Source organism: Streptomyces sp. NBC_00984, from assembly GCF_045162475.1.
In the GTDB taxonomy this organism is placed as follows: Bacteria; Actinomycetota; Actinomycetes; order Streptomycetales; family Streptomycetaceae; genus Streptomyces.
On the sequence record NZ_CP108734.1, the window covers coordinates 4,147,537 to 4,167,939 of the forward strand.

22 protein-coding genes and 1 pseudogene are annotated in these 20,403 nt (G+C 69.9%); 13 read left to right on the forward strand and 10 right to left on the reverse strand.

The features are described from left to right. Nucleotides 1-92: 92 nt before the first annotated feature. The 3 genes from OG520_RS18315 (at nt 93) to OG520_RS18325 (ending at nt 4,035) form a co-directional block, all read left to right on the forward strand. Nucleotides 93-869, forward strand: coding sequence for a class I SAM-dependent methyltransferase (locus tag OG520_RS18315; RefSeq protein WP_389977946.1), 777 nt, complete (start codon nt 93-95; stop codon nt 867-869). Nucleotides 870-1,145: 276 nt separating this feature from the next. Continuing rightward, nucleotides 1,146-2,222: a C40 family peptidase gene (locus OG520_RS18320; protein WP_399334524.1), complete on the forward strand. Its 1,077-nt coding sequence runs from the start codon at nt 1,146-1,148 to the stop codon at nt 2,220-2,222. Nucleotides 2,223-2,652: 430 nt separating this feature from the next. Next, nucleotides 2,653-4,035 carry a PP2C family protein-serine/threonine phosphatase gene (locus OG520_RS18325; RefSeq protein WP_406013867.1) on the forward strand — a complete coding sequence of 461 codons (1,383 nt, stop codon included), beginning with the start codon at nt 2,653-2,655 and terminating at the stop codon, nt 4,033-4,035. Here OG520_RS18325 and OG520_RS18330 read toward each other — a convergent pair. From OG520_RS18330 to OG520_RS18345, 4 genes are all read right to left on the reverse strand, one after another. Further along, nucleotides 4,017-4,355: a DUF2516 family protein gene (locus tag OG520_RS18330; RefSeq protein ID WP_385332349.1), complete on the reverse strand. Its 339-nt coding sequence runs from the start codon at nt 4,353-4,355 to the stop codon at nt 4,017-4,019. The genes OG520_RS18325 and OG520_RS18330 overlap by 19 nt on opposite strands. 147 nt (nt 4,356-4,502) lie before the next feature. Further along, nucleotides 4,503-5,171, reverse strand: a complete 669-nt coding sequence (locus OG520_RS18335; protein ID WP_406013868.1) for a hypothetical protein — start codon at nt 5,169-5,171, stop codon at nt 4,503-4,505. A 27-nt stretch (nt 5,172-5,198) separates the two neighbouring features. Beyond that, entirely contained in the window at nt 5,199-5,711 is a 513-nt protein-coding gene (locus tag OG520_RS18340) for a helix-turn-helix domain-containing protein (RefSeq protein WP_406013869.1), read from the reverse strand. A 278-nt stretch (nt 5,712-5,989) separates the two neighbouring features. Further along, on the reverse strand, nt 5,990-6,949 hold the full coding sequence (locus OG520_RS18345; protein ID WP_406013870.1) for a phosphotransferase family protein: 960 nt from the start codon (nt 6,947-6,949) through the stop codon (nt 5,990-5,992). A 202-nt stretch (nt 6,950-7,151) separates the two neighbouring features. Here OG520_RS18345 and OG520_RS18350 point away from each other — a divergent pair, with 202 nt between their 5' ends. Beyond that, nucleotides 7,152-8,054, forward strand: a complete 903-nt coding sequence (locus tag OG520_RS18350; RefSeq protein ID WP_406013871.1) for an IS5 family transposase — start codon at nt 7,152-7,154, stop codon at nt 8,052-8,054. Nucleotides 8,055-8,216: 162 nt separating this feature from the next. On the opposite strand, the pseudogene OG520_RS18355 reads toward OG520_RS18350, so the two are convergent. After that, nucleotides 8,217-8,330: pseudogene (locus OG520_RS18355) on the reverse strand (SAM-dependent methyltransferase); the annotation flags it as partial. Between the two features lie 223 nt (nt 8,331-8,553). Between OG520_RS18355 and OG520_RS18360 the strand changes: the two are divergent. Both OG520_RS18360 and OG520_RS18365 read left to right on the forward strand, forming a co-directional pair. Then, entirely contained in the window at nt 8,554-9,093 is a 540-nt protein-coding gene (locus OG520_RS18360; RefSeq protein ID WP_406013872.1) for a hypothetical protein, read from the forward strand. Beyond that, nucleotides 9,090-9,374, forward strand: coding sequence for a hypothetical protein (locus OG520_RS18365; protein WP_406013873.1), 285 nt, complete (start codon nt 9,090-9,092; stop codon nt 9,372-9,374). The genes OG520_RS18360 and OG520_RS18365 overlap by 4 nt, the downstream gene beginning before the upstream one ends. Before the next feature lie 912 nt (nt 9,375-10,286). Here OG520_RS18365 and OG520_RS18370 read toward each other — a convergent pair. Beyond that, entirely contained in the window at nt 10,287-10,814 is a 528-nt protein-coding gene (locus OG520_RS18370; RefSeq protein WP_406013874.1) for a GNAT family N-acetyltransferase, read from the reverse strand. Nucleotides 10,815-11,193: 379 nt separating this feature from the next. Here OG520_RS18370 and OG520_RS18375 point away from each other — a divergent pair, with 379 nt between their 5' ends. Further along, the gene (locus OG520_RS18375; RefSeq protein WP_406013875.1) at nt 11,194-12,090 is read left to right on the forward strand and encodes a LysR family transcriptional regulator; all 897 of its coding nucleotides are present in this window, start codon (nt 11,194-11,196) and stop codon (nt 12,088-12,090) included. An 81-nt stretch (nt 12,091-12,171) separates the two neighbouring features. Here the strand turns inward: OG520_RS18375 and OG520_RS18380 are convergent, their stop codons facing one another. Beyond that, on the reverse strand, nt 12,172-12,942 hold the full coding sequence (locus tag OG520_RS18380) for an SDR family oxidoreductase (RefSeq protein WP_406013876.1): 771 nt from the start codon (nt 12,940-12,942) through the stop codon (nt 12,172-12,174). Between the two features lie 376 nt (nt 12,943-13,318). Between OG520_RS18380 and OG520_RS18385 the strand changes: the two genes are divergently transcribed. The 3 genes from OG520_RS18385 (at nt 13,319) to OG520_RS18395 (ending at nt 15,502) form a co-directional block, all read left to right on the forward strand. Then, nucleotides 13,319-14,395, forward strand: coding sequence for a MerR family transcriptional regulator (locus OG520_RS18385; RefSeq protein WP_406013877.1), 1,077 nt, complete (start codon nt 13,319-13,321; stop codon nt 14,393-14,395). A 394-nt stretch (nt 14,396-14,789) separates the two neighbouring features. Continuing rightward, complete coding sequence (locus OG520_RS18390; RefSeq protein WP_406013878.1) at nt 14,790-15,251, forward strand: hypothetical protein; 462 nt, start codon at nt 14,790-14,792, stop codon at nt 15,249-15,251. After that, nucleotides 15,188-15,502, forward strand: coding sequence for a hypothetical protein (locus OG520_RS18395; RefSeq protein ID WP_406013879.1), 315 nt, complete (start codon nt 15,188-15,190; stop codon nt 15,500-15,502). Before OG520_RS18390 ends, OG520_RS18395 begins: the two co-directional genes overlap by 64 nt. Here OG520_RS18395 and OG520_RS18400 read toward each other — a convergent pair. After that, nucleotides 15,488-15,925 carry a hypothetical protein gene (locus OG520_RS18400; protein WP_406013880.1) on the reverse strand — a complete coding sequence of 146 codons (438 nt, stop codon included), beginning with the start codon at nt 15,923-15,925 and terminating at the stop codon, nt 15,488-15,490. The two genes, OG520_RS18395 and OG520_RS18400, sit on opposite strands and share 15 nt — an antisense overlap. Nucleotides 15,926-16,031: 106 nt before the next feature. On the opposite strand from OG520_RS18400, the gene OG520_RS18405 reads away from it, so the two are divergent. The 3 genes from OG520_RS18405 to OG520_RS18415 all read left to right on the forward strand — a co-directional run bounded on the left by OG520_RS18405 (nt 16,032) and on the right by OG520_RS18415 (nt 18,741). Then, complete coding sequence (locus tag OG520_RS18405; protein WP_406013881.1) at nt 16,032-16,958, forward strand: oxidoreductase; 927 nt, start codon at nt 16,032-16,034, stop codon at nt 16,956-16,958. Nucleotides 16,959-17,162: 204 nt separating this feature from the next. Beyond that, the gene (galE, locus tag OG520_RS18410) at nt 17,163-18,161 is read left to right on the forward strand and encodes a UDP-glucose 4-epimerase GalE (RefSeq protein ID WP_406013882.1); all 999 of its coding nucleotides are present in this window, start codon (nt 17,163-17,165) and stop codon (nt 18,159-18,161) included. 58 nt (nt 18,162-18,219) lie between these two features. Beyond that, nucleotides 18,220-18,741 (forward strand): DUF2199 domain-containing protein, encoded by a 522-nt coding sequence (locus OG520_RS18415; RefSeq protein WP_266416217.1) that lies wholly within the window; start codon nt 18,220-18,222, stop codon nt 18,739-18,741. 21 nt (nt 18,742-18,762) lie between these two features. Here OG520_RS18415 and OG520_RS18420 read toward each other — a convergent pair whose 3' ends face one another. Beyond that, the gene (locus tag OG520_RS18420; protein WP_406013883.1) at nt 18,763-19,404 is read right to left on the reverse strand and encodes a TetR family transcriptional regulator; all 642 of its coding nucleotides are present in this window, start codon (nt 19,402-19,404) and stop codon (nt 18,763-18,765) included. A 163-nt stretch (nt 19,405-19,567) separates the two neighbouring features. After that, nucleotides 19,568-20,347, reverse strand: coding sequence for a TetR/AcrR family transcriptional regulator (locus OG520_RS18425; protein ID WP_399334553.1), 780 nt, complete (start codon nt 20,345-20,347; stop codon nt 19,568-19,570). Between the last annotated feature and the right edge of the window lie 56 nt (nt 20,348-20,403).

Here is a 20,403-nt window from a genome sequence, read left to right on the forward strand (position 1 = left end):
GCGGGCCCCGCACTCCGGGCGGGCGGCACCCGCCCACCGGACCGGGCCCCGCGCCGCCTGCCGCCCGCCGCGAGCTCGTTACGCTCGCTGTCATGCGCCCCATCGGCACCGCGACCCGCGGGACCACCAACCCGAACCGGCTCCGCCGCATGGACCGCTGGATCGCCGCCACCCACGGCCCGGCCCTGCGCCGCGCCGACCACCCCGTCGCCGTCGACCTCGGGTACGGTGCCGCGCCCTGGACCGCCGTCGAGCTGCTGCACCGGCTGCGCACCGCCGAGCCGCGCACGTCCGTGGTCGGCATCGAGATCGACCCGGAGCGGGTCGCGGCGGCGAAGCCGTACGAGCGCGAGGGCCTGACCTTCCTTCACGGCGGGTTCGAGATCCCGCTCCCCGAGCGCCCCGCCCTCATCCGGGCGGCGAATGTGCTGCGCCAGTACGACGAGGGCGAGGTCGCCGCGGTCTGGCGGCGGCTGTGCGCCCGCCTCGCGCCGGGCGGGCTCCTGGTGGAGGGCACCTGCGACGAGATCGGGCGCCGGCACGTATGGGTGGCGCTCGGCCCGGAAGGCCCGCGCACGGTCACCTTCGCGACCCGGCTCGCCTCCCTGGACCGCCCGTCCGACCTCGCGGAACGCCTGCCCAAGGCGCTGATCCACCGCAATGTGCCGGGCGAGCCGGTCCACGCGTTCCTGCGGGACTTCGACCGGGCGTGGGCCGCGGCGGCCCCGTACGCCTCGCTGGGCGCCCGGCAGCGCTGGATCACGGCGGTGCGGTCGCTGTCGGGCGACTGGCCGCTGGCCGACGGGGTACGGCGGTGGCGCCAGGGCGAAGTCACGGTGAAATGGACCGCCCTCCGGCCCAACCCGTAGCCCAACTCGCGCTGAACAGGACCCGTGAGGCCGTGTCCGGGGAGGCGGACGGGAACGGGAACGGGGCATCGTTCGTCCAGACAGAGGGGAGCAGGGGAAGTCGGGGAGAGCCAGGGGGAGTCGAAGGGGGCGCCCGCCGGGGCTTCGGCCGTCGATCCGTGCGCCCGCCAGGACAGCAGGCGTGCGCCTCTGTTGCTTTTCGGTACGGCATGGCACGATCTCGACATCGGCGAAAAGTTACTGACGGTAAATCAGATTCATTCGGAGGGGAATCTCGTGAACCGACGTCACTGTGCCTCAGCCGCGATCACTCTGGTATGCGCGCTGACCGTACTCATCACGCCGGTCCAGGCCTTCGCCACGCCCGCGCCCCCATCCCCCTCCGACGGGCGGGCCGCCTCCGGGGCCGAGGCGCCGAAGAAGAGCCTCGAAGAGGTGCGCAAGGAGATCGACGCCCTCTACCGCAAGGCCGGGACGGCCACCGACGCGTACAACCTCGCCGAGGAGAAGGCCAAGAAGCAGTCCGGCGAGATCGTGAAGCTGGCCCGCGCCATAGTCGTGGGCCAGTCGAAGATCGCCGAGCTCAAGAGCCAGGCGGGCGCCCAGGCCCGCGAGCAGTACCGCACCGGCGGACTGCCGCCCGGCGCCCAGTTCATGCTCAGCGACGACCCGCAGCTGTTCCTGGACGGGGTGAGCCGCGTCAGAGAGGGCCAGCAGGCCGCCCAGGGCGTGCTCGGCGAACTGACCAGGACCCAGCAGGACCTGGAGACGTACACCAAGGACGCGAGCACCAACTGGAAGAAGCTCGAAGCCAACCGGATCAAGCAGGCCAAGGCCAAGAAGAAGATCAACGCGCAGATCGACGCCGCGAAGAAGCTGGAGTCGCGGCTGAAGAAGGAGGAGCGGGCCCGCCTGCTCAAGCTGGAGCAGGAGGCCGAGTACAAGCAGCAGACGGCCTGGCTCAGCTCCGGCGCCCTGAAGGACATCAACCGCGAGGCGAGCGCGAGCGGCAAGAAGGCGGTGGCCTTCGCAACCGCGCAGATCGGCAAGCCGTACGGCTGGGGGGACGAGGGCCCGAGTTCGTACGACTGTTCGGGGCTCACGTCCCAGGCCTGGGCGGCGGCGGGCCGGCCGATCCCCCGCACCTCGCAGGAGCAGTGGCGGCTGCTGCCGCACATCGCCATCAAGGACATGCGCCCCGGCGACCTGATCATCTACTTCGGTGACGCCAGCCACGTGGGCATGTACATCGGCGACGGCGCGATCGTGCACGCCCCCCGCCCCGGCCGCAACGTCACGCTGGCGGGTGCGGGCTCGATGCAGATACTCGGCGTCGTACGCCCGGACAAGTAACCGCCGCCCCGGCAGATCGGGCCGCGCCCGGCAGGGCGGGGCCGTCCGGTGACTGGGCTCGTCCGGGCGAGCTCGTCCGGCAGATCGAACCCGTCCGGCGGTTGAGGACAAGGCGTTCCCCGGACGCCTCCGGACGCCCCCGGACACCTAGCCGGGCACCCCATGGCACCCCGCCCTGCCCAGGTGCGTGACCCGCGCCACCCGCCGCCCACCACCCCGCGTGACCTTTGTCATGCCCGGACACCCGCCCCCACCCCGGCCCATCTCGCCGGATCCGTGACCTGACGCGGCTTATGGCTGTGCATATGCCGGAGGCCGATCCCGGAACGCCATTCCGTTCCCCCGCCGCGGACCGCTATCGTCCCCGTCTGGCAGGTCGTCGATCGTCGTCCCGCCGCGCCCTCGGGGGGAGGGAAGGAAACCCGAACCGATGCCCGTACCCGTACCGCAGCAAGGTGCCGACGCCCCTGCGGAGGCCTCCCACGGCGCCGACCTCACCCTCCTGGTGATCGAGGACGACCCGGCGGGCACCTTCACCGTCCCCGAGCTCCCGGCCGCGGCCGGCACGAGGGTGCGTATCCGCACCGCCCGCAACCTGACCGAGGCGGGTCGGCTCCTCACGGACGACGTCGACTGCATCCTGCTGGACCTCGCCCTGCCCACCGGCAGCGAGACCCGCGCCTCCGTGGCCGGGGACGCGGCGGGAGCCGACGAGCTCGCCACCCTCAAGCACGTCCTGCGGATCGCCCCGCGCCACGCGGTCCTCGCCCTCACGGCGGAGGACGACACCGAGCTGGCCGCCGCGGCGGTACGGGTCGGCGCCCAGGACTACCTCTTCCGCGACGAACTCGACGGCCGGCTGCTCAGCCGCGCCATCCGGTACGCCGTCGAGCGCAAACGCGCCGACATCGCCCAGCGCCGGCTCACCGAGTCCACGCTGCGCGCCCAGGAGAACGCCCGCCTCGAACGCGGCCTGCTCCCCACACCGCTGCTCGACGGTTCCGATCTGCGTTTCGCGGCCCGCTACCGCCCCGGCCGCAGCCGCGCGCTGCTCGGCGGGGACTTCTACGACACGGTCCGCACGCCCGACGGCACCGTCCACGTGATGATCGGCGACGTCTGCGGGCACGGCCCCGACGAGGCGGCGCTCGGCGTGGAACTGCGCATAGCCTGGCGGGCGTTGACCCTGGCCGGGCTCTGCGGCGACGAACTGCTCTCCACCCTCCAGCAGGTACTGGAGCACGAGCGGGAGAGCGAGGAGATCTTCGCGACGCTCTGCACCGTGGACATCGCCCCCGACGGCCGGCGCGCCGGACTCTGCCTGGCGGGCCACCCCGCCCCGCTGGTCGCCCGGCCCGGACAGGCCGCGCACCTTCTTCCGTACGAGGACGGCGGACCGGCCCTGGGCCTGCTGCCGCGCGCACGCTGGCCGCGCAGGCAGGTGGATCTCGGCGGCTCCTGGAGCCTGATGATGTACACGGACGGGCTGATCGAGGGACGCGTGGGCCCGGCCGGCACTCAGCGGCTGGGCCAGGACGGCATGGTCGCGATGATCAACCGGCAGCTGGCGGAGGGGCTCACCGGCGAGGATCTCCTGGAGGCCGCGGTCACCCAGGTGCGGGAGCTGAACGGCGGCGAACTGACCGACGACGTCGCGGTCCTCCTGCTCGACCGCGACCAGGCACACGTCCCCCGCCGGATCCCCGACGGCGACCGGGGCCGGAGCATCCCGCGCCCCCGCCCCGGATCGGCATCACCCACGGCCCGCGTGAGCGCGGCGAACCCCGCGAACGCTCAGCGCCCGCCGTTGTAGGGCCCGTACGGACCGTCGCTGCTGGAGCCGCCGCGCCGGCCGCGGCCGCCACCCGAGACCGCCTGAAGGGCGGGTCGCACGTCCACCAGGAAGACGATGGAGGCGACCGCCCCCGCGAGCTGCAGGAACAGCATCGGCACGAAGAGGTTCACGGCGACGGTGATGCCGAGGATGAGCAGCCAGAAGGACTTCTTCTGCTTGTCCGCGGCCCGGTAGGCGTCCTCACGGGCCATCGCGGCCATGATCAGTGCGACCACGGCCAGCACGAGCATGACCATGTAGAGCAGCCAGACGAGTGTGCTGAATCCTGTGAGCAACATGGTGTGTGCACCGCCTAATAAGTGGATGAGCGCCTCGCGGCCAAGGTACCGGGACAACGGACCGGGCACCCCTGAAGGTGCCCGGCCCGCGCCCCGCTACACACTGCGGCGCCACAGCACCGCCGAGGGTGCTGCGGCGCCGGGGTCCTACTTGGCGGTCGGCGGAGTGGTCTTCTTCGCGACGGGCTTGTGCACGGGCGCCTTCCTGGCGGGCGCGGCCGGGGCCTTGCTCTCCGGCTTGGCGGCCTTCGGCGCGGGCTTCGGCGCGGGCTTCGGCGCGGGCTTCGGCGCGGGTGCGGACTTCGCCGGGCCGGGCTTGGCGGCCGTCCCGGTCCTCGCGGTGCCCGTCGGCTTGGACTCCTTGCGCGGCTCGACGACGACGGCGATCTCGACGATCTCGTCGGCCGTCTCGCCACGCCAGTTCTTCACGGTCTGCTCGCCGCGCTCGGCGACCTTCTCGTACGTCTCCCGGGCCCGCACCGCGTACTCCGCGGCCACACCCAGGCTCCGCAGCGCCAGGTCCTGCGCATTCTCGCCCAGCTTCCGCAGGTCGCTGTCGAACGATCCGATCACCTCGGTGACCTTGGCCTGCATGGTGGCCTGCGCCTCCTTGGCCTGCGAGGTCACCTTCTCCTGCACGGCCCTGGGGTCGGCGTTGCGCACGGCCTCGATACGCTCCGGCGCCTCGGTACGCAGCTGCTCGATCAGCGCCGGGACCTTGCGCGCCTGCTCGACGGCGAGGTCGGCCGTACCGGCGGCGAAGTAGAGGGGGGTCGGGTCGGTGAGGGTCTTGCGCAGGTCATCGGTGATGGCCATGACTGTGGTCCTCCCGGATCATCAGACTCAGTGTGAGGGTTTCTCTGGCGTTGAAGGCCTTGACGGCGTTGACGGCGTTGACGGCGCCGAAGACGTTGACGGCTTCGAGGCCGCATCGGCATCGGCACCGACGTCCGGCCCTGATTCGTCGCCGGTCTCCGATCCGGCCGCGACGCCGGATTCCGGTCCGGGCTCGAACCCGTTCTCCCTGCGGAAGGAGTCGTAGATCTGCAGCAGGACACTCTTCTGCCGCTCGTTTATGGACGGATCGGCCAGAATCACCGCCCGCGTCTCCAGCTCCTCCCGCTCCCGCTCGTCCAGAATCCCGGCCCGTACGTAAAGGGTCTCGGCGGAGATCCGCAGCGCCTTGGCGACCTGCTGCAACACCTCGGCGCTCGGCTTGCGCAGCCCGCGCTCGATCTGGCTGAGGTAGGGATTGGACACCCCGGCGGCATCGGCGAGCTGCCGCAGCGACAGCTGCGCGTTGCGCCGCTGCTCGCGCAGGTACTCACCGAGATTGCCGACGTTGAGTGATGCCATATCCCGATGGTGCGCCACCCTTGCTAACTTTTGCAAGCAGACGCTTGCAAAAGTGCGCCACACCACTCGCATGGCCTCTTGAGCCTGAGCACGATAGGTGTCCGTTCCCAGTGCTTGTGAGGGTTTCCCGCTGGATCTGCTCGGCGAAGTGATCGAGTCCCGATCAATCTGCGCGGCGAATGTCCTGTCTCGCTGAAGCCGAAGCAGTCTCGGTCGATGTGAGGCATCGGGCTGTACGTCTCACTCAATCTCGGGCAACTGCCCCTGTGTCTCGCGTGTCAGCCCGGCGCGTCCATCAGGGCGGTGACATAGGCATCCAGCCGCTCCTCCACAGCTCGCGTCGTCAGCTCTGTTCTCCCGGACTCCCGCCACGGCTGCGACACCGACTGCACTTCCTCCGAGGCGGCCAGCGCGTCCCGCACCCGCCAGTACAGCCGCTCGCTCACGCTCGCAGCCAGCACACCGCCGGCCTCCTCGTACGCCTCGGCGAACCGCAGCCCCCAAGCCGGGCCGTGCAGCAGCGCGAGATTGACGGAGCAGTGCGCCACATCGAGATCGGCCGGGCCCCAGGAGGCTCCTGCCCAGTCGATGACGCCGGTGATCCGAGCGCCTTCCGGGTTCGAAGGCGACACGTCGAACAGCACGTTGCCGGGTTGGAAGTCCCGGTGCAGGAAGCGCCCTTCATAGGGTGGCGCGGGTCTGCGGATCACTTCGATAGCCGCGGCCCATACGGCCGCGTCGGCGCCCTTGGGAACCACGACGGTGTCGGCGGTCGTCAACGTCGTATATTCCCGGGGCCGCTCAGCGGGGTACACCGCGTGGATCGCAACAAGCTGACGGGCCAGCAGGCGCACACGCGCCTCCACTCCCATGTCGTCAAGGACCGTCCGGCCCGCCAGATGGGTCATCAGGAGCGACGGATACTCGCACTGCGCGGCGGTCGGATCAACCGCGACCAGTGAAGGAGCCGGCACGGCGGTCCCCTCGAGCAAGGTCAGAGCGCCGGCCTCCCCAATCAGCCCGTCCTCGGCGTTCTCCATGTAAAACGGGTCGACGTAGCTCCGCAGCACCAGGTCACGGGTGCCTCCGTCCCGTGTGCCGATGATCAGCCTCCGCATCTCGGCGGTGATGCCGCCGTGCAGCGCCTCGGCTTTGACGATCCGTTCGCCAGCTTCCAGGTGCCGACTCACCCAAACCAGCGTCAACGGTCGGACGGTCGCGGTCTCATCGTGGTTCATCACCGTGCCACCTCATCATCCGGGCGGCGGCACGGGCGAAGGCTTTTACAGGTACCGACGGCCGTGCGGCTCAGTCCTTCCAGCAAGCCTGGATCCGGACGCAGATGCTCTAAGAGCCTGTCGGGTGGCTGACCATGCGTGATGCGTGACGGTCGTGATCTGCCTTCGGGGCATGGCGACGGCCCCGGAATGATCACGTGGTGTGTGCCAGTGCGACAACTCCGAGGCCGTCAGCGGCCCATGCTATCCGTCCAGCCTGACCGATGAGATGTGGGAGATCATCAAGCCGCTCCTTCCCGCGCGTGACCTGCGAAAAGGCGGCGGGATGCGCAAGTACGGAGACCGGTTGGTGCTCGACTCGGTGTTCTACGTGCTGCGGTCGGGCTGCCAGTGGCGGATGCTTCCGCGCGATCTGATGCCCTGGGACGCGGCCCACCGCTGGTTCACCAAGTGGCGCCGGGACGGTACCTGGGACCGCGTCCACGACGAGCTCCGCCGCCGGGTCCGGATCGGGGCCGGACGCGATCCCGAGCCGTCGGCCGCGGTGATCGACGCCCAGTCGATCAAGACCAGCGAGGGCGGCGAGGCGCGTGGATTCGATGCGGGCAAGCGAACGACAGGGCGGAAGAGACACGTGATCGTGGACACGATGGGCCTGCTGCTGGTCGTCGCCGTCACCTCCGCGTCCGTGCAGGACCGGGCCGGAGGCCGCGCCGTCCTGGCCCAGCTCGCCGTGGGCTTCCGCACGATCAGTCTGGTGTGGGCCGACGGCGGATACGCCAACTCCGTTGATTCCACGCTGCTTTCGTGGGCTCGCGACGCGTTGAACATCGTCGTCGAGATCGTTAAACGGACCGACGACGTCAAGGGCTTCAAGGTCCTGCCCCGCCGCTGGGTGGTGGAGCGAAGTTTCGGCTGGCTGGTCCGAAACCGTCGGCTGGCCCGCGACTACGAACGGCTGACCGCGACCTCCGAGGCCATGATCAAGGTGGCAATGATCCGTCTGATGCTCGTCCGGCTCGCCGGGCAGTCCTTGCGGTGGAGCCATGAATCCCACCGCAAGATCGCACGAGCCAACACCGTCGAGGACTACATCGCGGCGTAATCAACCGGCCACCCGACAGGCTCTAAGAGGCGCAAGTCAGACGTCAGTTGGGCGAGGCATACGGACACTCGGCATCTCACTCAACCTGAGACACACCAGGTCAGACGGCCGCCGTGCCTCAGCTCCAGCGAGGCGGGACAGCGAAGTCTCCCGTGGGCTGAGCTACGGACGTCGCGCGACGAAGACGAACTCCTTGCCTGGCCGGTCAGGAGCGTCGCGTACGTCCTCCACCACGTACCCCTGCGCGATCAGCTCCGTCTCGACCTCCTGCCGCTCACCTCTCATGACCCGGCACGCCGATGTCCGTTCCCTGTCCATCTGCGGTTTCCCGCCGAGTCTGCAGAGTGAAGTGAACGGGTCCCGGACGACCTGCGCAGCGAGTTGCTTCACAGTCCCGCGAGAAGGATCGGACCAGTGGCGGTAGCGGGTTGAGGGTTGCGCTCGGTGCAGGCGTCCGTGCGTTCGTCTGACGGTGGTTTTGCCGAAAGGGACCGCGGCGGTGCCGTACTGTCCCGTGAAGCCGTGGCGAGCTGTTGGTGCTGGTGCTCTCGCGCTTGGCAAGGATCTGTGGGAGGTCCACACCGACCCCTACGACGTGACCCGGATCTGGGTGCGGAACCACCATCACGGCGGCTGGATCACCCTGTTCTGGAAGCATCTGTCCACAGCCCCGGCCCCGTTCGGCGAACTGCACTGGAACAACGCGATCAGTGAACTGCACGACAGTGGCGTCACGGATCCCGCTGAAGAAGAAATCGACGCAGTGGTCGGCAAGTTGCTCCAGCGTGCACACGACGGTCCGCCCGGAGCCTCCACGGAGAGGACTCCACCCCGGCGCAAGCGGCGGCGCCCCAACGCGCTTGGCCGTCCGGCCGTCCTCGACACATCCGCCTCGCGCGCCCGCCCTCCGGACGAGCCCGCGTTCGAAGAGCCCGAGACCGATCAGCCTGACGAGGACGACTCCCTGGCAGACGTCGTACCCCTCGGCAAGGACTGTTCACCGGAGTCCGGGGCAGGCAGATCGCCGGTCGTTGCGTGATGGTCAAGACCGGTCAGTTCCCCTTCCAGGAAGAATGGAAGCGGCTGGTGGCAACCCTGGAGTCCTCCTTGCGGCTGCACCGCCACGAGCCCGGCACCCTGACCGGCCTCGACCGCTGCCTCCACCAACGCACCGGCGGCAGTATCGGAAGCCTCTCCCACTTGGTCCGGGCCGCCGCGCTGACAGCGATCATCGAAGGCGGCGAGCGCATCACCAAGGACCTCCTCGATCACATCCCTGTGGACCACGCCGCAGAACAGGACGCCCAGGTCTCGGCATGACCGGTCAGCTTGACCTCCCACTCCATCCAGTTCCCCGCACCGTGACGCCCTTCTTGAACGAGACCGTGCGCTCCTTCGTCTGGCGCATCGCAGAGACCCACAAGCCCCACCCCTACGAATTCCCGGAGTTCCTTGCCGAGAGCCAGAAGCACGGTGCTCCTGTTCCAGGTCACCGGCTCGCCGCCGTGAGCGGCATCCCCTGTCCGTCCACTCCCGGTGCCCCCTTGTTAGCCCTCACTTCCTCCCATGCTTCTTTGACTTCCCACTTTGAGATCTCAAACGGCTTGGTCTGCGACTTCAACTGGTCCACCGAACTCCTCCCGGACACCGTCCAGTTGATGCGATCAACACAGTCACGAACGACCCGGCCCCTTCGCTCCACCCCCGTTACAGGGGCTTCTTCACTACTACGAGCCGGTCCGCCGGCGCGTTCCGCATCGGTACTCGGCCCCTTCACGGCGCAACCGCTCGGGGTGCTCCCTCTCACCCACCCCTACCAGGACGGGCTGTATCGGTACGCGCCTTCTCCTGTTCCACATGACCGCGGCAGATCAGGTTCACGTCGTCTCCACGCCGGACACCGCCTGGCCAGTCGGCGGGCTCCCGCCAGGCTTATCCCGGGACGGTTCCAAGCTTCCCGGTTTTGATGTCGTCGGAATCTTTTCGACACGTCAGCAACGATTCACTTGCGTTCGTCTCCCTGATCCCCACCTGACGCCTCTTGGCGCCTTTTCCTCATCGCTCACCACGACAGTCTTCGGCTAACGCAGCATGAGGCGGTTTGAAGCCTCCCCCCGCAGGGCGACTTCGAAGGGCCAATCCTTCATCGGTCACGCAGCACTGCTTCGAGAAGTTCTTCCTACATCGAATTCCCCTCTGCATTCAGGACACACTGGAACAAGATCGGCACCTTCATGCGGGGGTCCGGTACAGCACACACTGGCGAAGCGGCCCCTCGGGCACGCTCGGATCCTCGAAGTCGTCGGCCGGGTCCCGGGTCATGCCGATCCGCCGCATCACCGCTTGGGAACGAAGGTTGTTGACGGTCGTCGACGCAACGACCTCCGGCAGCCCGAGGGCCTCGAAGCCGAAGGCCAGGCAGGCAAGGGCGGCCTCGGTGGCGTAACCGTGACCCCACGCCGAACGTATCAACCGCCACCCGACGTCCACCCCCGCGAACGGCATGTCCTCGCCCACCTCGTCCAAGCCGGCGCGGCCGATGAACTCACCGGTCACCCGTGCTTCGAGCGCCCACCACCCAAAACCTCGCTCGTCGAACTCGGCCTGCATGAGTGCCACCGTGGCATCGCTCTGCTCCCGCGTCAGCAGTTCCCCCAGGTGCTCCCGAACTTCGGGATCGGCGTTCATCGCCGCCCATGGTTCGAGGTCGGACTCCCGCCACCGGCGGAGCAGGAGACGATCGGTACGCAGTTCCGGCATGCTGCCCAGCTAACGCCCTCACGATCAGAGTGTCGATCGGTTATGTCGCGCACTACGGTGCTCGCCGGCGCCAGCCCCCTGCACAGATCTGCACGGCCTGCACCACGCGGCGGAGCGCCATCGAAGATGCACCACACGGAGCAGATTTCGTGAGACCCCCGAGCAAAGCTGCACGATGAAGCAGATCGGATGACACGCACCCGGTCCCGCCAGTCTCAACGAAACTGCTCCGACCAGGTCAGGGGCCTAACACCGGGACAGATTCAATGAGAAGGGACAGTTTTCGCGGGAATCCCCGCCGGCGGAACAGGGTTGCCCGCTATGACGACGATTGCCACGGGGGGACCGCGGTCCACCGCAGGGGAGGGAACGGGAGCCGATGAGCCTTCGTCAGTTCGAGTACGCCCTGGCCGTTGCCGAGGAGGGCTCGGTGACGGCGGCGGCGGAGCTGCTGCACGTCGCTCAGCCGTCGGTGTCCCAGCAGATCCGCGGCCTGGAGCGGGAGCTCGGTGTGGAACTGTTCGCCCGCACGCCGACCGGACTGGTGCCCACCGTGGTCGGCCGCGCGTTTCTGCGGGAGGCGGAGGTCGCGGTGAGCGCGGCGCGGCGGGCGAGGGCGACGGCACGGGCCGGTGCCGATGAGCTGGTGGGCGAGTTGGTGGTCGCGGTGCAGATGGGCTTCGGCACGCGGCAGCTGCCGGGCGCGCTGGGCGCGCTGCGTCGCCGCTTCCCGCGGCTGGAGGTCACCGTCTTCGAGGAGCCCAGCTCCGCCGAGCTGGAGCGGCTGGGGCGCCGGGGCGTACTGGACCTCGCCCTGATGGCGGCGTGCGAGCAGAGCCCCGCCGACGCCCACCACCTCGGCGACGAGGAGTTCGTCGTGGTGCTGGGCGCCGGACACCGGCAGCTCGCCGCGGACCGGGTCGAGCTGCGCGAACTGGAAGGGGAGCCGTGGGTGCGGTTCGACCGCGACAGCGCGCTCGACGGCGTGCTGCTGGACGTACTGCGGAACAACGGGCTGGCCCCGGCCACGGCCGCCCGCGTCTCCCAGACGGCGACGGCCGTGCGCTGGGCCGCCCACGGGCTGGGGGTGACGCTCGTCCCGGCCTCCGCGGTGCCCCACGGTCACGAGCACCTCGTGCGCCCGGTGTTCCCGGTCGTGTCCCAGCCCGTCATCGCCGTGGTCCGGCCCGGCGCGGGCCCGGCGGAGACGGCCCTGCTCGAATTCCTGCGTCGGGAGACCTGGTCCGGGTCCGCTTTCTTCCCACCGGTCTCCTGACTTCCGGGAAGGAGCCGGGCACCGCAGAATTCTTTTTGCCGAAACCGGACCGGCATTCCGGTATTGCATCGGCGTCAGGCGTCAGCCTCTGGGGAATTCACCGCCGTCCACGACGAGATTGCTCCCGGTCAGCCAGCTCGCCCGGTCGGACACGAGAAACAGCACCGCGTGGGCGATGTCGTCGGCCCGACCGTCGCGCCCCAGCGGCACGGTGATGCCGTTCCGGCCCTGAGCCGGGTCCAGGCGCGCCCACTGCTCCCGCGTCGCTTCGCCGCCGGGGGTGGCGACCCTGCCGGGAGTCACGGTGTTGACCCGGATTCCGAACGGGGCCAGCTCCGCGGCCAGCCCCCGGCTGTAGTTCTCCAGCGCCGCCTTCGCCGCGGTGTAGTGCAGGAACGGTCCCACCGGGGTCAGGACCGCGGCCGAGGAGACGTGCACGATCATCCCCGAACGCCGTTCCCGCATCCCCGGTACCAGCAGCGAGTCCAGCCGCACCGACGCCAGGAAGTTCAGGTCCAGCGCGTCCTGCCACTCCTCGTCGGGGATGGCCGACGCGCCCTCGTGCGGTCGCGCCCCACCCGCGTTGTGGACCAGGACATCCACCCCGCCGAGCACCTCCTGCGCGGCCGTGGCGAGCGCCTCCGCTCCTGCCCGTGTCCGCACATCGGCCTCCACGAAGGTGGCCCCCTCCGGCACCGTGCTCGTCGCCGACCTGGCGGTCGTGAGCACCTCGGCGCCCGCATCCAGGAGCCGGCGTACGACGGCCGCTCCGATTCCACGAGAACCACCCGTGACCAGAGCTCGCTTTCCCATGAGTTCTCGCGTTCCCGATCCGTTCTCGAACGTGGTCATGCCACCGGTCCTCTCGATCGCGCAATGATCCGCTCGACGGAAAAATGATCGACGTGCGCAGAGCGCGAATCTTCCAAGAATTCGCGGTGAGCACCTCGCCGAGCTGTTTCACGGTACGTACGGAAAGGAACGAGAGGCAAAGACGAAATGCCGGCACGCGCTATAGGGAATTCCTATGGCATCGCGCCACGTCACCTGGCCTCCGGCACACCGCCGGGTTGCCTCCAGCGCCTCGTCCCCCCGTCTCCCAGCGACCCATCCGCGCCGGCCACCACGGACGGAAGAGCAGTCGGTGCCCCGATAGTTGACCTTCACCTTGGGGAAAGCCACAGCATCGATGGGCCGGGCGATGTGCTCGGCATGAGGAGGAGCGAGCATGGGGCTGCTGACCATCGGGACGTTCGCGAAGGCGTCCCGCCTGTCGCCGAAGGCGCTGCGTCTCTACGACGAGCTGGGACTGCTGACCCCCGCTCGCGTCGACCCGGTGAGCGGCTATCGCCTGTACGCACCGGAACAGCTCGACCGGGCCCGGCTGGTCGCCTGGCTCCGGCGCCTGGGGATGCCCCTGGCCCGTATCCAGCACGTCTGCACGCTGGAGTCGGCCGCGGCCGCCCAGGAGATCCGGGCGTTCTGGGCCCAGGTCGAGGCCGACACCGCCGCGCGGCGGGACCTCGCTTCCTTCCTCATCGACCATCTGTCCTGGAAGGACTCCACCATGTCTCCGACCACCAAGCCCCTGGGAATCCGTTACGCCGCCCTCTCCGACAGGGGCCTCGTCCGCGAGAGCAACCAGGACACCGCCTACGCCGGGTCCCGTCTGCTCGCCGTCGCCGACGGCTTCGGCAGCGCAGGAGCCCCGGCCGGCGCGGCCGCCATCGACGCGCTCAAGCGCCTCGAAACCGAAAGCATTCCGGCCGGGGATCTTCTCAACGCCCTCGAAGACGCCGTCGAGCAGGCCAAACAGGCCGTCAACGGCGTCGCCGGACCCGGCTCGCCCGAAGAGGCCGGCACCACACTCACCGCGATGCTCTGGACCGGCTCACAGCTGGCCCTCGTCCACATCGGCGACTCCCGCATCCACCTCCTGCGCGACGGAGAGCTGTTCCAGATCACCCACGACCACACCATGGTGCAGTCGATGGTCGACGAAGGACGTCTCACCCCGGAGGAGGCCGCCTCCCACCCGCAGCGGGCTCTGCTGATACGAGCCCTGGGCCAAGGAGCCGATGACACCCACGACATGCGCCTCCACGACGCCCGGCAGGGGGACCGGTACCTGATCTGCTCCGACGGCCTGTCGACCGTCGTGGGGACAGCGGAAATCCGACGGGTGCTCTCCGAGATCAGGGAGCCCGCGCAGGCCGCCCGCGAACTCATCGCCCTCGCCAACGGTTCCGGCGGCCCCGACAACGTCAGCTGCGTGGTCGCCGATGTCGTGGAGCTCCAGCAGTAGGAGCGAGCGGCACGCACGTCGAGCTGCACGCACGTCGAGCACCGGATCCGCGGATGAACGATCACGCCGCCTACGGTCGGGCGGGGCACCGACCGTAGGCCTGTCCGCGCCGGCCGACTCCGTTCACCAGGCCCTGGAACGCTCCGCCAGGTCTTGGTGCAGGGCTCCCACAAGGCCCCCCTCCCAGGGTCCGGCGGCGGCCCTCACACCAGGGCGCGAAGGTCCAGCAGCCCCGGCCTCTCGCCGTCCATCGACGACGGCGCCACACGCCCGTCCGGGCAGGCATTGCCCCGTCCCGGCACAACGAGTGCGCCGACGGCCCGACCACGCCCCGGCAGAGGCGCGCCCCTGGGTAACATATGCGGAAATATCCCCATGCCGGAAACGGATCCCCATGGATGACGACGTGGATGACGGCGTGGATGACGGCGTGGATGACGGCGTGGATGACGGCGTGGGTGGCGGCGTGGATGACGGTGACGCCCGCTCCGCAGGCCGAGGCGAGAACGCGGCCGCGGGACCCGCGGCGCGGGGACGTGGCCTCGGGCGCGGACACGAACTCGCGCGCGGCGGTGCCTCGGTGGTGCCGAAGACCGCCGTGATCGCGGGTGGCGGAGCGCTGGCGGTCTGGGAGCCCGCGTTCACGCTCGGCGCCTACGACGTCATCTTCTACTACCAGATGCTCACGCTCTGGGCGGTGTCGACAGCCGTGCTGCTGGCCGGCTTCCTGATGCGCGAGCGCGGGCCGCGCCACGGCTGGATGTACTGGGCCTGCCTGGCGCTGCCCAGCGCATGGCTCGTCCTCGCCGCCGTCGTGCCGCGTCGCAGCGGCAACTGGCAGAGGCGCTGTTCCTGACCGGCGGCATCATCAGCGTCATCGGCACCCCGCTGTTGACCTGGGTGCTCCTCCAGCTCCTGCTGTTCGGGGAGTCGGAACTCTCCGTCCATCAGCGGAGGACGGTCATCGGTGTCGTCGCGCTCGTCGGCACACTGGCCTTCCTGCTCGGCCAATTCAACGATGTCTTCCTCACCTGCGGAGACTTCGACATCAGCGGCAACAGCGTCCCCTCCGGATGCAGACCGGGCCACGCCTCACCGCTCGGCTGACCCGTGGCGGCGTCTGGGCCGGGGCGGCGGCCCGTACGCCCGCACCAGGGCGTTGCGCACGGCAACGCGTCCGGCCGCCCGGAACGCCCCTCGGTGGGAGTCGACCTCGTGCACCTCGATGCGCCGCAGAACGACCGCCACCGCGACGGCCGTTGCGGGCTCCCGGTCGGCGAGTGCGGCCAGCTCCTCGCGCACCCCCTCGATGAAGCCCTCGTGGAACGAGGCGATCTCCTCGGCCGGCAGGCCCTTGACCGACGCGCTGTCGGCGACCTCGAACTCGGCCCCTTCCTCCCAGGGCTCGAAGTCCGCGACGACCTGCGCGAAGTCGGAGGGGCAGCTGCTCTGACGTGCGTACGTGGCCTGCACGTCCCGGATCGGGTGAGGCGGGAAGACTCTGATTCCGGAGGGTGGTTCGAGGGCCATCGGCCCACGGTAACCAAGGCCGGAATGAATGCCGGAACGAATGCCGGAACGAATGCCGGAATGAATGAATGTGACGATCCGGCACTCCGGGCGCGATGCTGCCCCCATGACCTCCTCACAGATCGTCCCGACCCCCGACTCCGGTCCCACGCCCACCACCAGCACCACCAGCACCTCCGGCCCCGGCGTCTTCGAACTGGGCGGCGCCGTCACCATCCCGCGGCTCGGCTTCGGCGCGATGCAGCTGCCGGGGCGGTGGAGCGGGCCGGCCGGTGACACGGCGAAGGCCGTGGCCGTGACGCGGCGCGCCGTCGAGCTCGGGGCGCGGTACATCGACACCGCCGCCTTCTACTTCTCCCCCACCCACCGGGCCAACGACCTGCTGCGCGAGGCGCTGTTCCCGTATCCCCCGGACGTCACCATCGCCACCAAGGTCGGCCCGCTGCGGGACGAGACCGGTGAGATGTACGCCGAGGCCCGCCCCGACCAGCTGCGCGGGGAGGTGGAGCGGAATCTGGAGTCCCTGGGGGTCGACACTCTCGACCTGGTGCATCTGCGGGTGGGGCGGCTGGGCTCGGACGTCGCCGATCCGATCGGCGAACGGTTCGCCGTACTGGCCGCACTGCGCGAGGAAGGGCTGATCCGGCAGCTCGGCATCAGCAATGTGACGAGCGGGCAGCTCGCGGAGGCCCGGTCGATCGCGCCGGTCGCCGCCGTCCAGAACCGGTTCGGCGTGCTCGACCAGGCCGACGCCGCCCTCGTCGACGAGTGCGCGGACGCCGGTATCGCGTACATGCCGTTCTTCGCGCTCGGCGGCGGCCACACCGACCTGGCCGGCGAGAACCTCCGGAAGGTGAGCGGGCGGCACGGCGCGACGGCGTACCAGGTGGCCATCGCGTGGGGCCTGGCCCGCTCGCCCTCGATCGTGCAGATCCCCGGCACCGCTTCGCTCGCCCACCTCGAGGAGAACATGGCCGCCGGGCGGCTGGCCCTCGACGAGGACGACATGGCGCTGCTCGGGCGTCGCGGCTAGGGCCTGTCCGGCGGATCAGGGTCGGACAGGGCCGGGCGCCCGCACCCCGGCCTGATCCGGCCCGTCCTGGACGAGAGCCCTGGACAGCCCGCAGGATGCTCATGGAGGTCGAGGCTGGTTCCACACACGGACCCGGTTGCCCTGATTCCCGGCGCACCGCCCCGGCCTACGATCGCCGCACGATCTCAGAGAGGCAGGCACGACATGAAGGTCCTGATCGCCGGAGGCGCGGGGTACATCGGCAGCACGATCGCGTCCGCCTGCTCGGACGCCGGGATCACCCCCGTCGTTCTCGACAACCTGGTCACGGGCCGACGGGAGTTCGCACAGGGGCGGGCCTTCCACGAGGGCGACATCGCGGACGGCCCCCTGATCGACCGCGTCTTCGCCGAGCACCCGGACATCGACGCCGTCGTCCACTGCGCGGCACTGATCGTGGTCCCGGAATCGGTCGCCGACCCGATCGGGTACTACCGGGCGAACGTGGCCAGCAGCCTGGAGTTCGCCGGCCATCTGCTGCGCAACGGCTGCACCCGCATGATCTTCAGCTCGTCCGCCTCCATCTACGCCGCCGGTGCCGATCTGACGGTCGACGAGGACTCGCCCATCGAGCCGCAGAGCCCGTACGCACGCACCAAGGCGGTGTGCGAGGCGATGTTCGCCGACATCGCCGCCTCCCAGCCGCTCCGGGTGCTGTCCCTGCGCTACTTCAACCCGATCGGCGCGGACCCGAAGATGCGCACCGGATTGCAGCTGCGGCGCCCGAGCCATGCCCTGGGCAAGATGATCCAGGCACAGGAGGAGGGTGTTCCGTTCCAGGTCACCGGGACCGACTACCCGACCCGCGACGGTTCCGGCATCCGGGACTACGTCCATGTCTGGGACCTGGCCGCCGCGCATGTGGCCGCGCTCGGCGCCTTCGACGCCGTCCTGCCGACGGCCGGCTCCACCGTCATCAACCTGGGCACCGGGACGGGCACCACCGTGCGCGAACTCCTCGACGCCTTCAACGAGGTGATCGACACCCCCGTGCCCGCCGTGGACGCCGGAGCCCGGCCGGGCGATGCCGCGGGTGCGTACACCCGGAGTGACCGGGCGGAGCGGCTGCTGGGATGGCGGCCGGGGTACTCGCTGACGGAGGGCATCCGCCATTCCCTGGAGTGGGCCGCCGTACGCGAGGACGTGCTCGGCGGCTCCGCGTAGGCCCCCGGCGGCCCCGTACGCCCGCCGGGGATCATGGGACAGCCCTTAGGATCCGCCCATGGCTATCGACCCCGGCTACACCTGCTCCTGCTGCGGCGAACACCACGCGGAACTCCCGATGGGGTACTCGACCATGGCACCCGATGTCTGGGACGCGAGCCTGGAGAGCGACCCCGACAGCATGCTCTCCACCGACCAGTGCATCGTCAGGCACGAGCACTACTTCATCAAGGGCCTGATCGAGATACCCGTGTTCGGGAGCGAGGAGCCGTTCTCCTGGGGGGTCTGGGTCTCGCTCAGCCGGGAGAACTTCGCCCGCGCCCTCGATGTGTGGGAGACCCCCGGCCGCGAGTCCGAGCAGCCGTACTTCGGCTGGCTGAGCACCGAGCTGGGGCTGTACTCGCCCCGCACGACCAACCTCAAGACGAACGCCCACACCCGCCCGATCGGCCGGCGCCCCCGCATCGAGCTGGAGCCCACCGACCACCCGCTCGCCGTGGAACAGCGCACCGGCATCACCCTGGACCGGGTACGGGAGATCGCCGAAGCGGTGCTGCACGCCGACGACGTCCGGGCCTGAGCGCCCCGCCGGGACCCGTTGCTACCGCTGTTCCCCGAGCCCCGTCCGCAACTGCACGAAGGCGAGTTCGGCCGACTCGACCGCGTCCGCGTACACCTCGTCCGCGCTCTCCCCCGCGTCGATCCGCCGCCAGTTCTCCAGGGCCAGGATGCGCAGTACGGCGATGATCTGGCCCGCGGCCAGCCTGTCCCGCACCCGGTCGCCCAGCGCACGGGCGAGTGCCGCCTCCGAGCGGCTCTGATAGGCGTACAGGCGGGCCACCAGGGACGGCGTCCCGTACAGGAGGCGCTGGTACGCCAGCACCTGCGGCACATCGCAGAGCCCGGTGACCGGGTCGCCCCGCTCCAGGCCGTCCAGGAAGTTGCGGCGCAGGGCGTCCAGGGGGGATTCGGTGTCCGCACGGGCGGCGACCACGCGGGCCGCCTCGTCCTCGTGGTCGGCGAACCGGTGCAGGACCAGGTCCTCCTTGGCCGGGAAGTACCGGAACAGTGTCGGCTTCGAGATGTCGGCCGCGGCCGCCACCTCCGCCACCGAGACCTTGTCGAAGCCCCGCTCCAGGAACATCGCGATCGCGGCTTCGGAGACCGCCTGATAGGTCAGCCGCTTCTTCCGCTCCCGCAGACTCACCTGCTCGTTCCCGGGCTTCTCTCCGTCCATGAGCATGAAGCGTACGCCCCCGACTCCAACCGGACTTGACCTCCGGGAGGGGTCGCACGCGCCCCCGGCCAGCCGGGAACCGACAACTGGAGCGACGCAATCCGCATGTGTGAGGTGGTGACCGGGACAAGCCGCGTTGACATCGGCTCCGGCGGGCGGCGGGGACCCCTCAGGCCCGGGACCGCGCCCGCGCCTCCACCAGGACCTCGATCCCGTCCAGCACCCGTTCCAGCCCGAACCTGAATTCGTCGTCGGGCTCGCGCGGCGCCCCCAGCACCTCGGACTCCAACAGCCGGGAGAGCGACGGATGGCGTACCGGGTCGACGAGCCGGTTCAGGGTGCGGGTGTATCCGTCCGTCACCTCCTGCGCCGGGATGCCGCGCGCTTCCACGGCGGTCGCGAGGTCCCCCATCAGCAGCGCCTCGTTCCGTACGAAGCCGCTGACGAGGAGGATCACGGAGACCTCCTCGCCCGCGTCCAGGCCGGTGCCTTCGAGGGCCTGGAGGCCCTGCTCCCACCAGGCGACGGAGTTCGGGCTGACGGGCGGGCCCGAGACGGGGATGCGGAGCATCCACAGGTTGCGGTGGAAGACCCGGCGCTGCGCCCACGCCCACTGCGTGAGCGCCTCCCGCCAGCCGGCCCCGCTCTCCAGTGCGGGCAGCGGGGGCGGCGGACCCATCGCTGCCTCCTGCATCAGGACGTACAGCTCGCCCTTGGCGGAGACGTACCGGTAGAGCGACATCGTCGAGGCCCCCAGATCCTTGGCGACCCGCCCCATCGACACCCCACCGAGCCCCTCGGCCGCCGCCACCGCCACCGCGGCGTCCACGATGCGCGCCAGACTCAGCCCCGGCTTCGGCCCCTTGACCGGCCGCGCCCGCAACCCCCAGGCGGCCTCGATACTGGCCGGCAGGCCCGTACCGCCCGACGAGTCCTTCTCTTCAGTCACCTGAACCCCCACCTTCCCTCGGTCCCATCCTAGATATGCGTACCGCGTACACAATT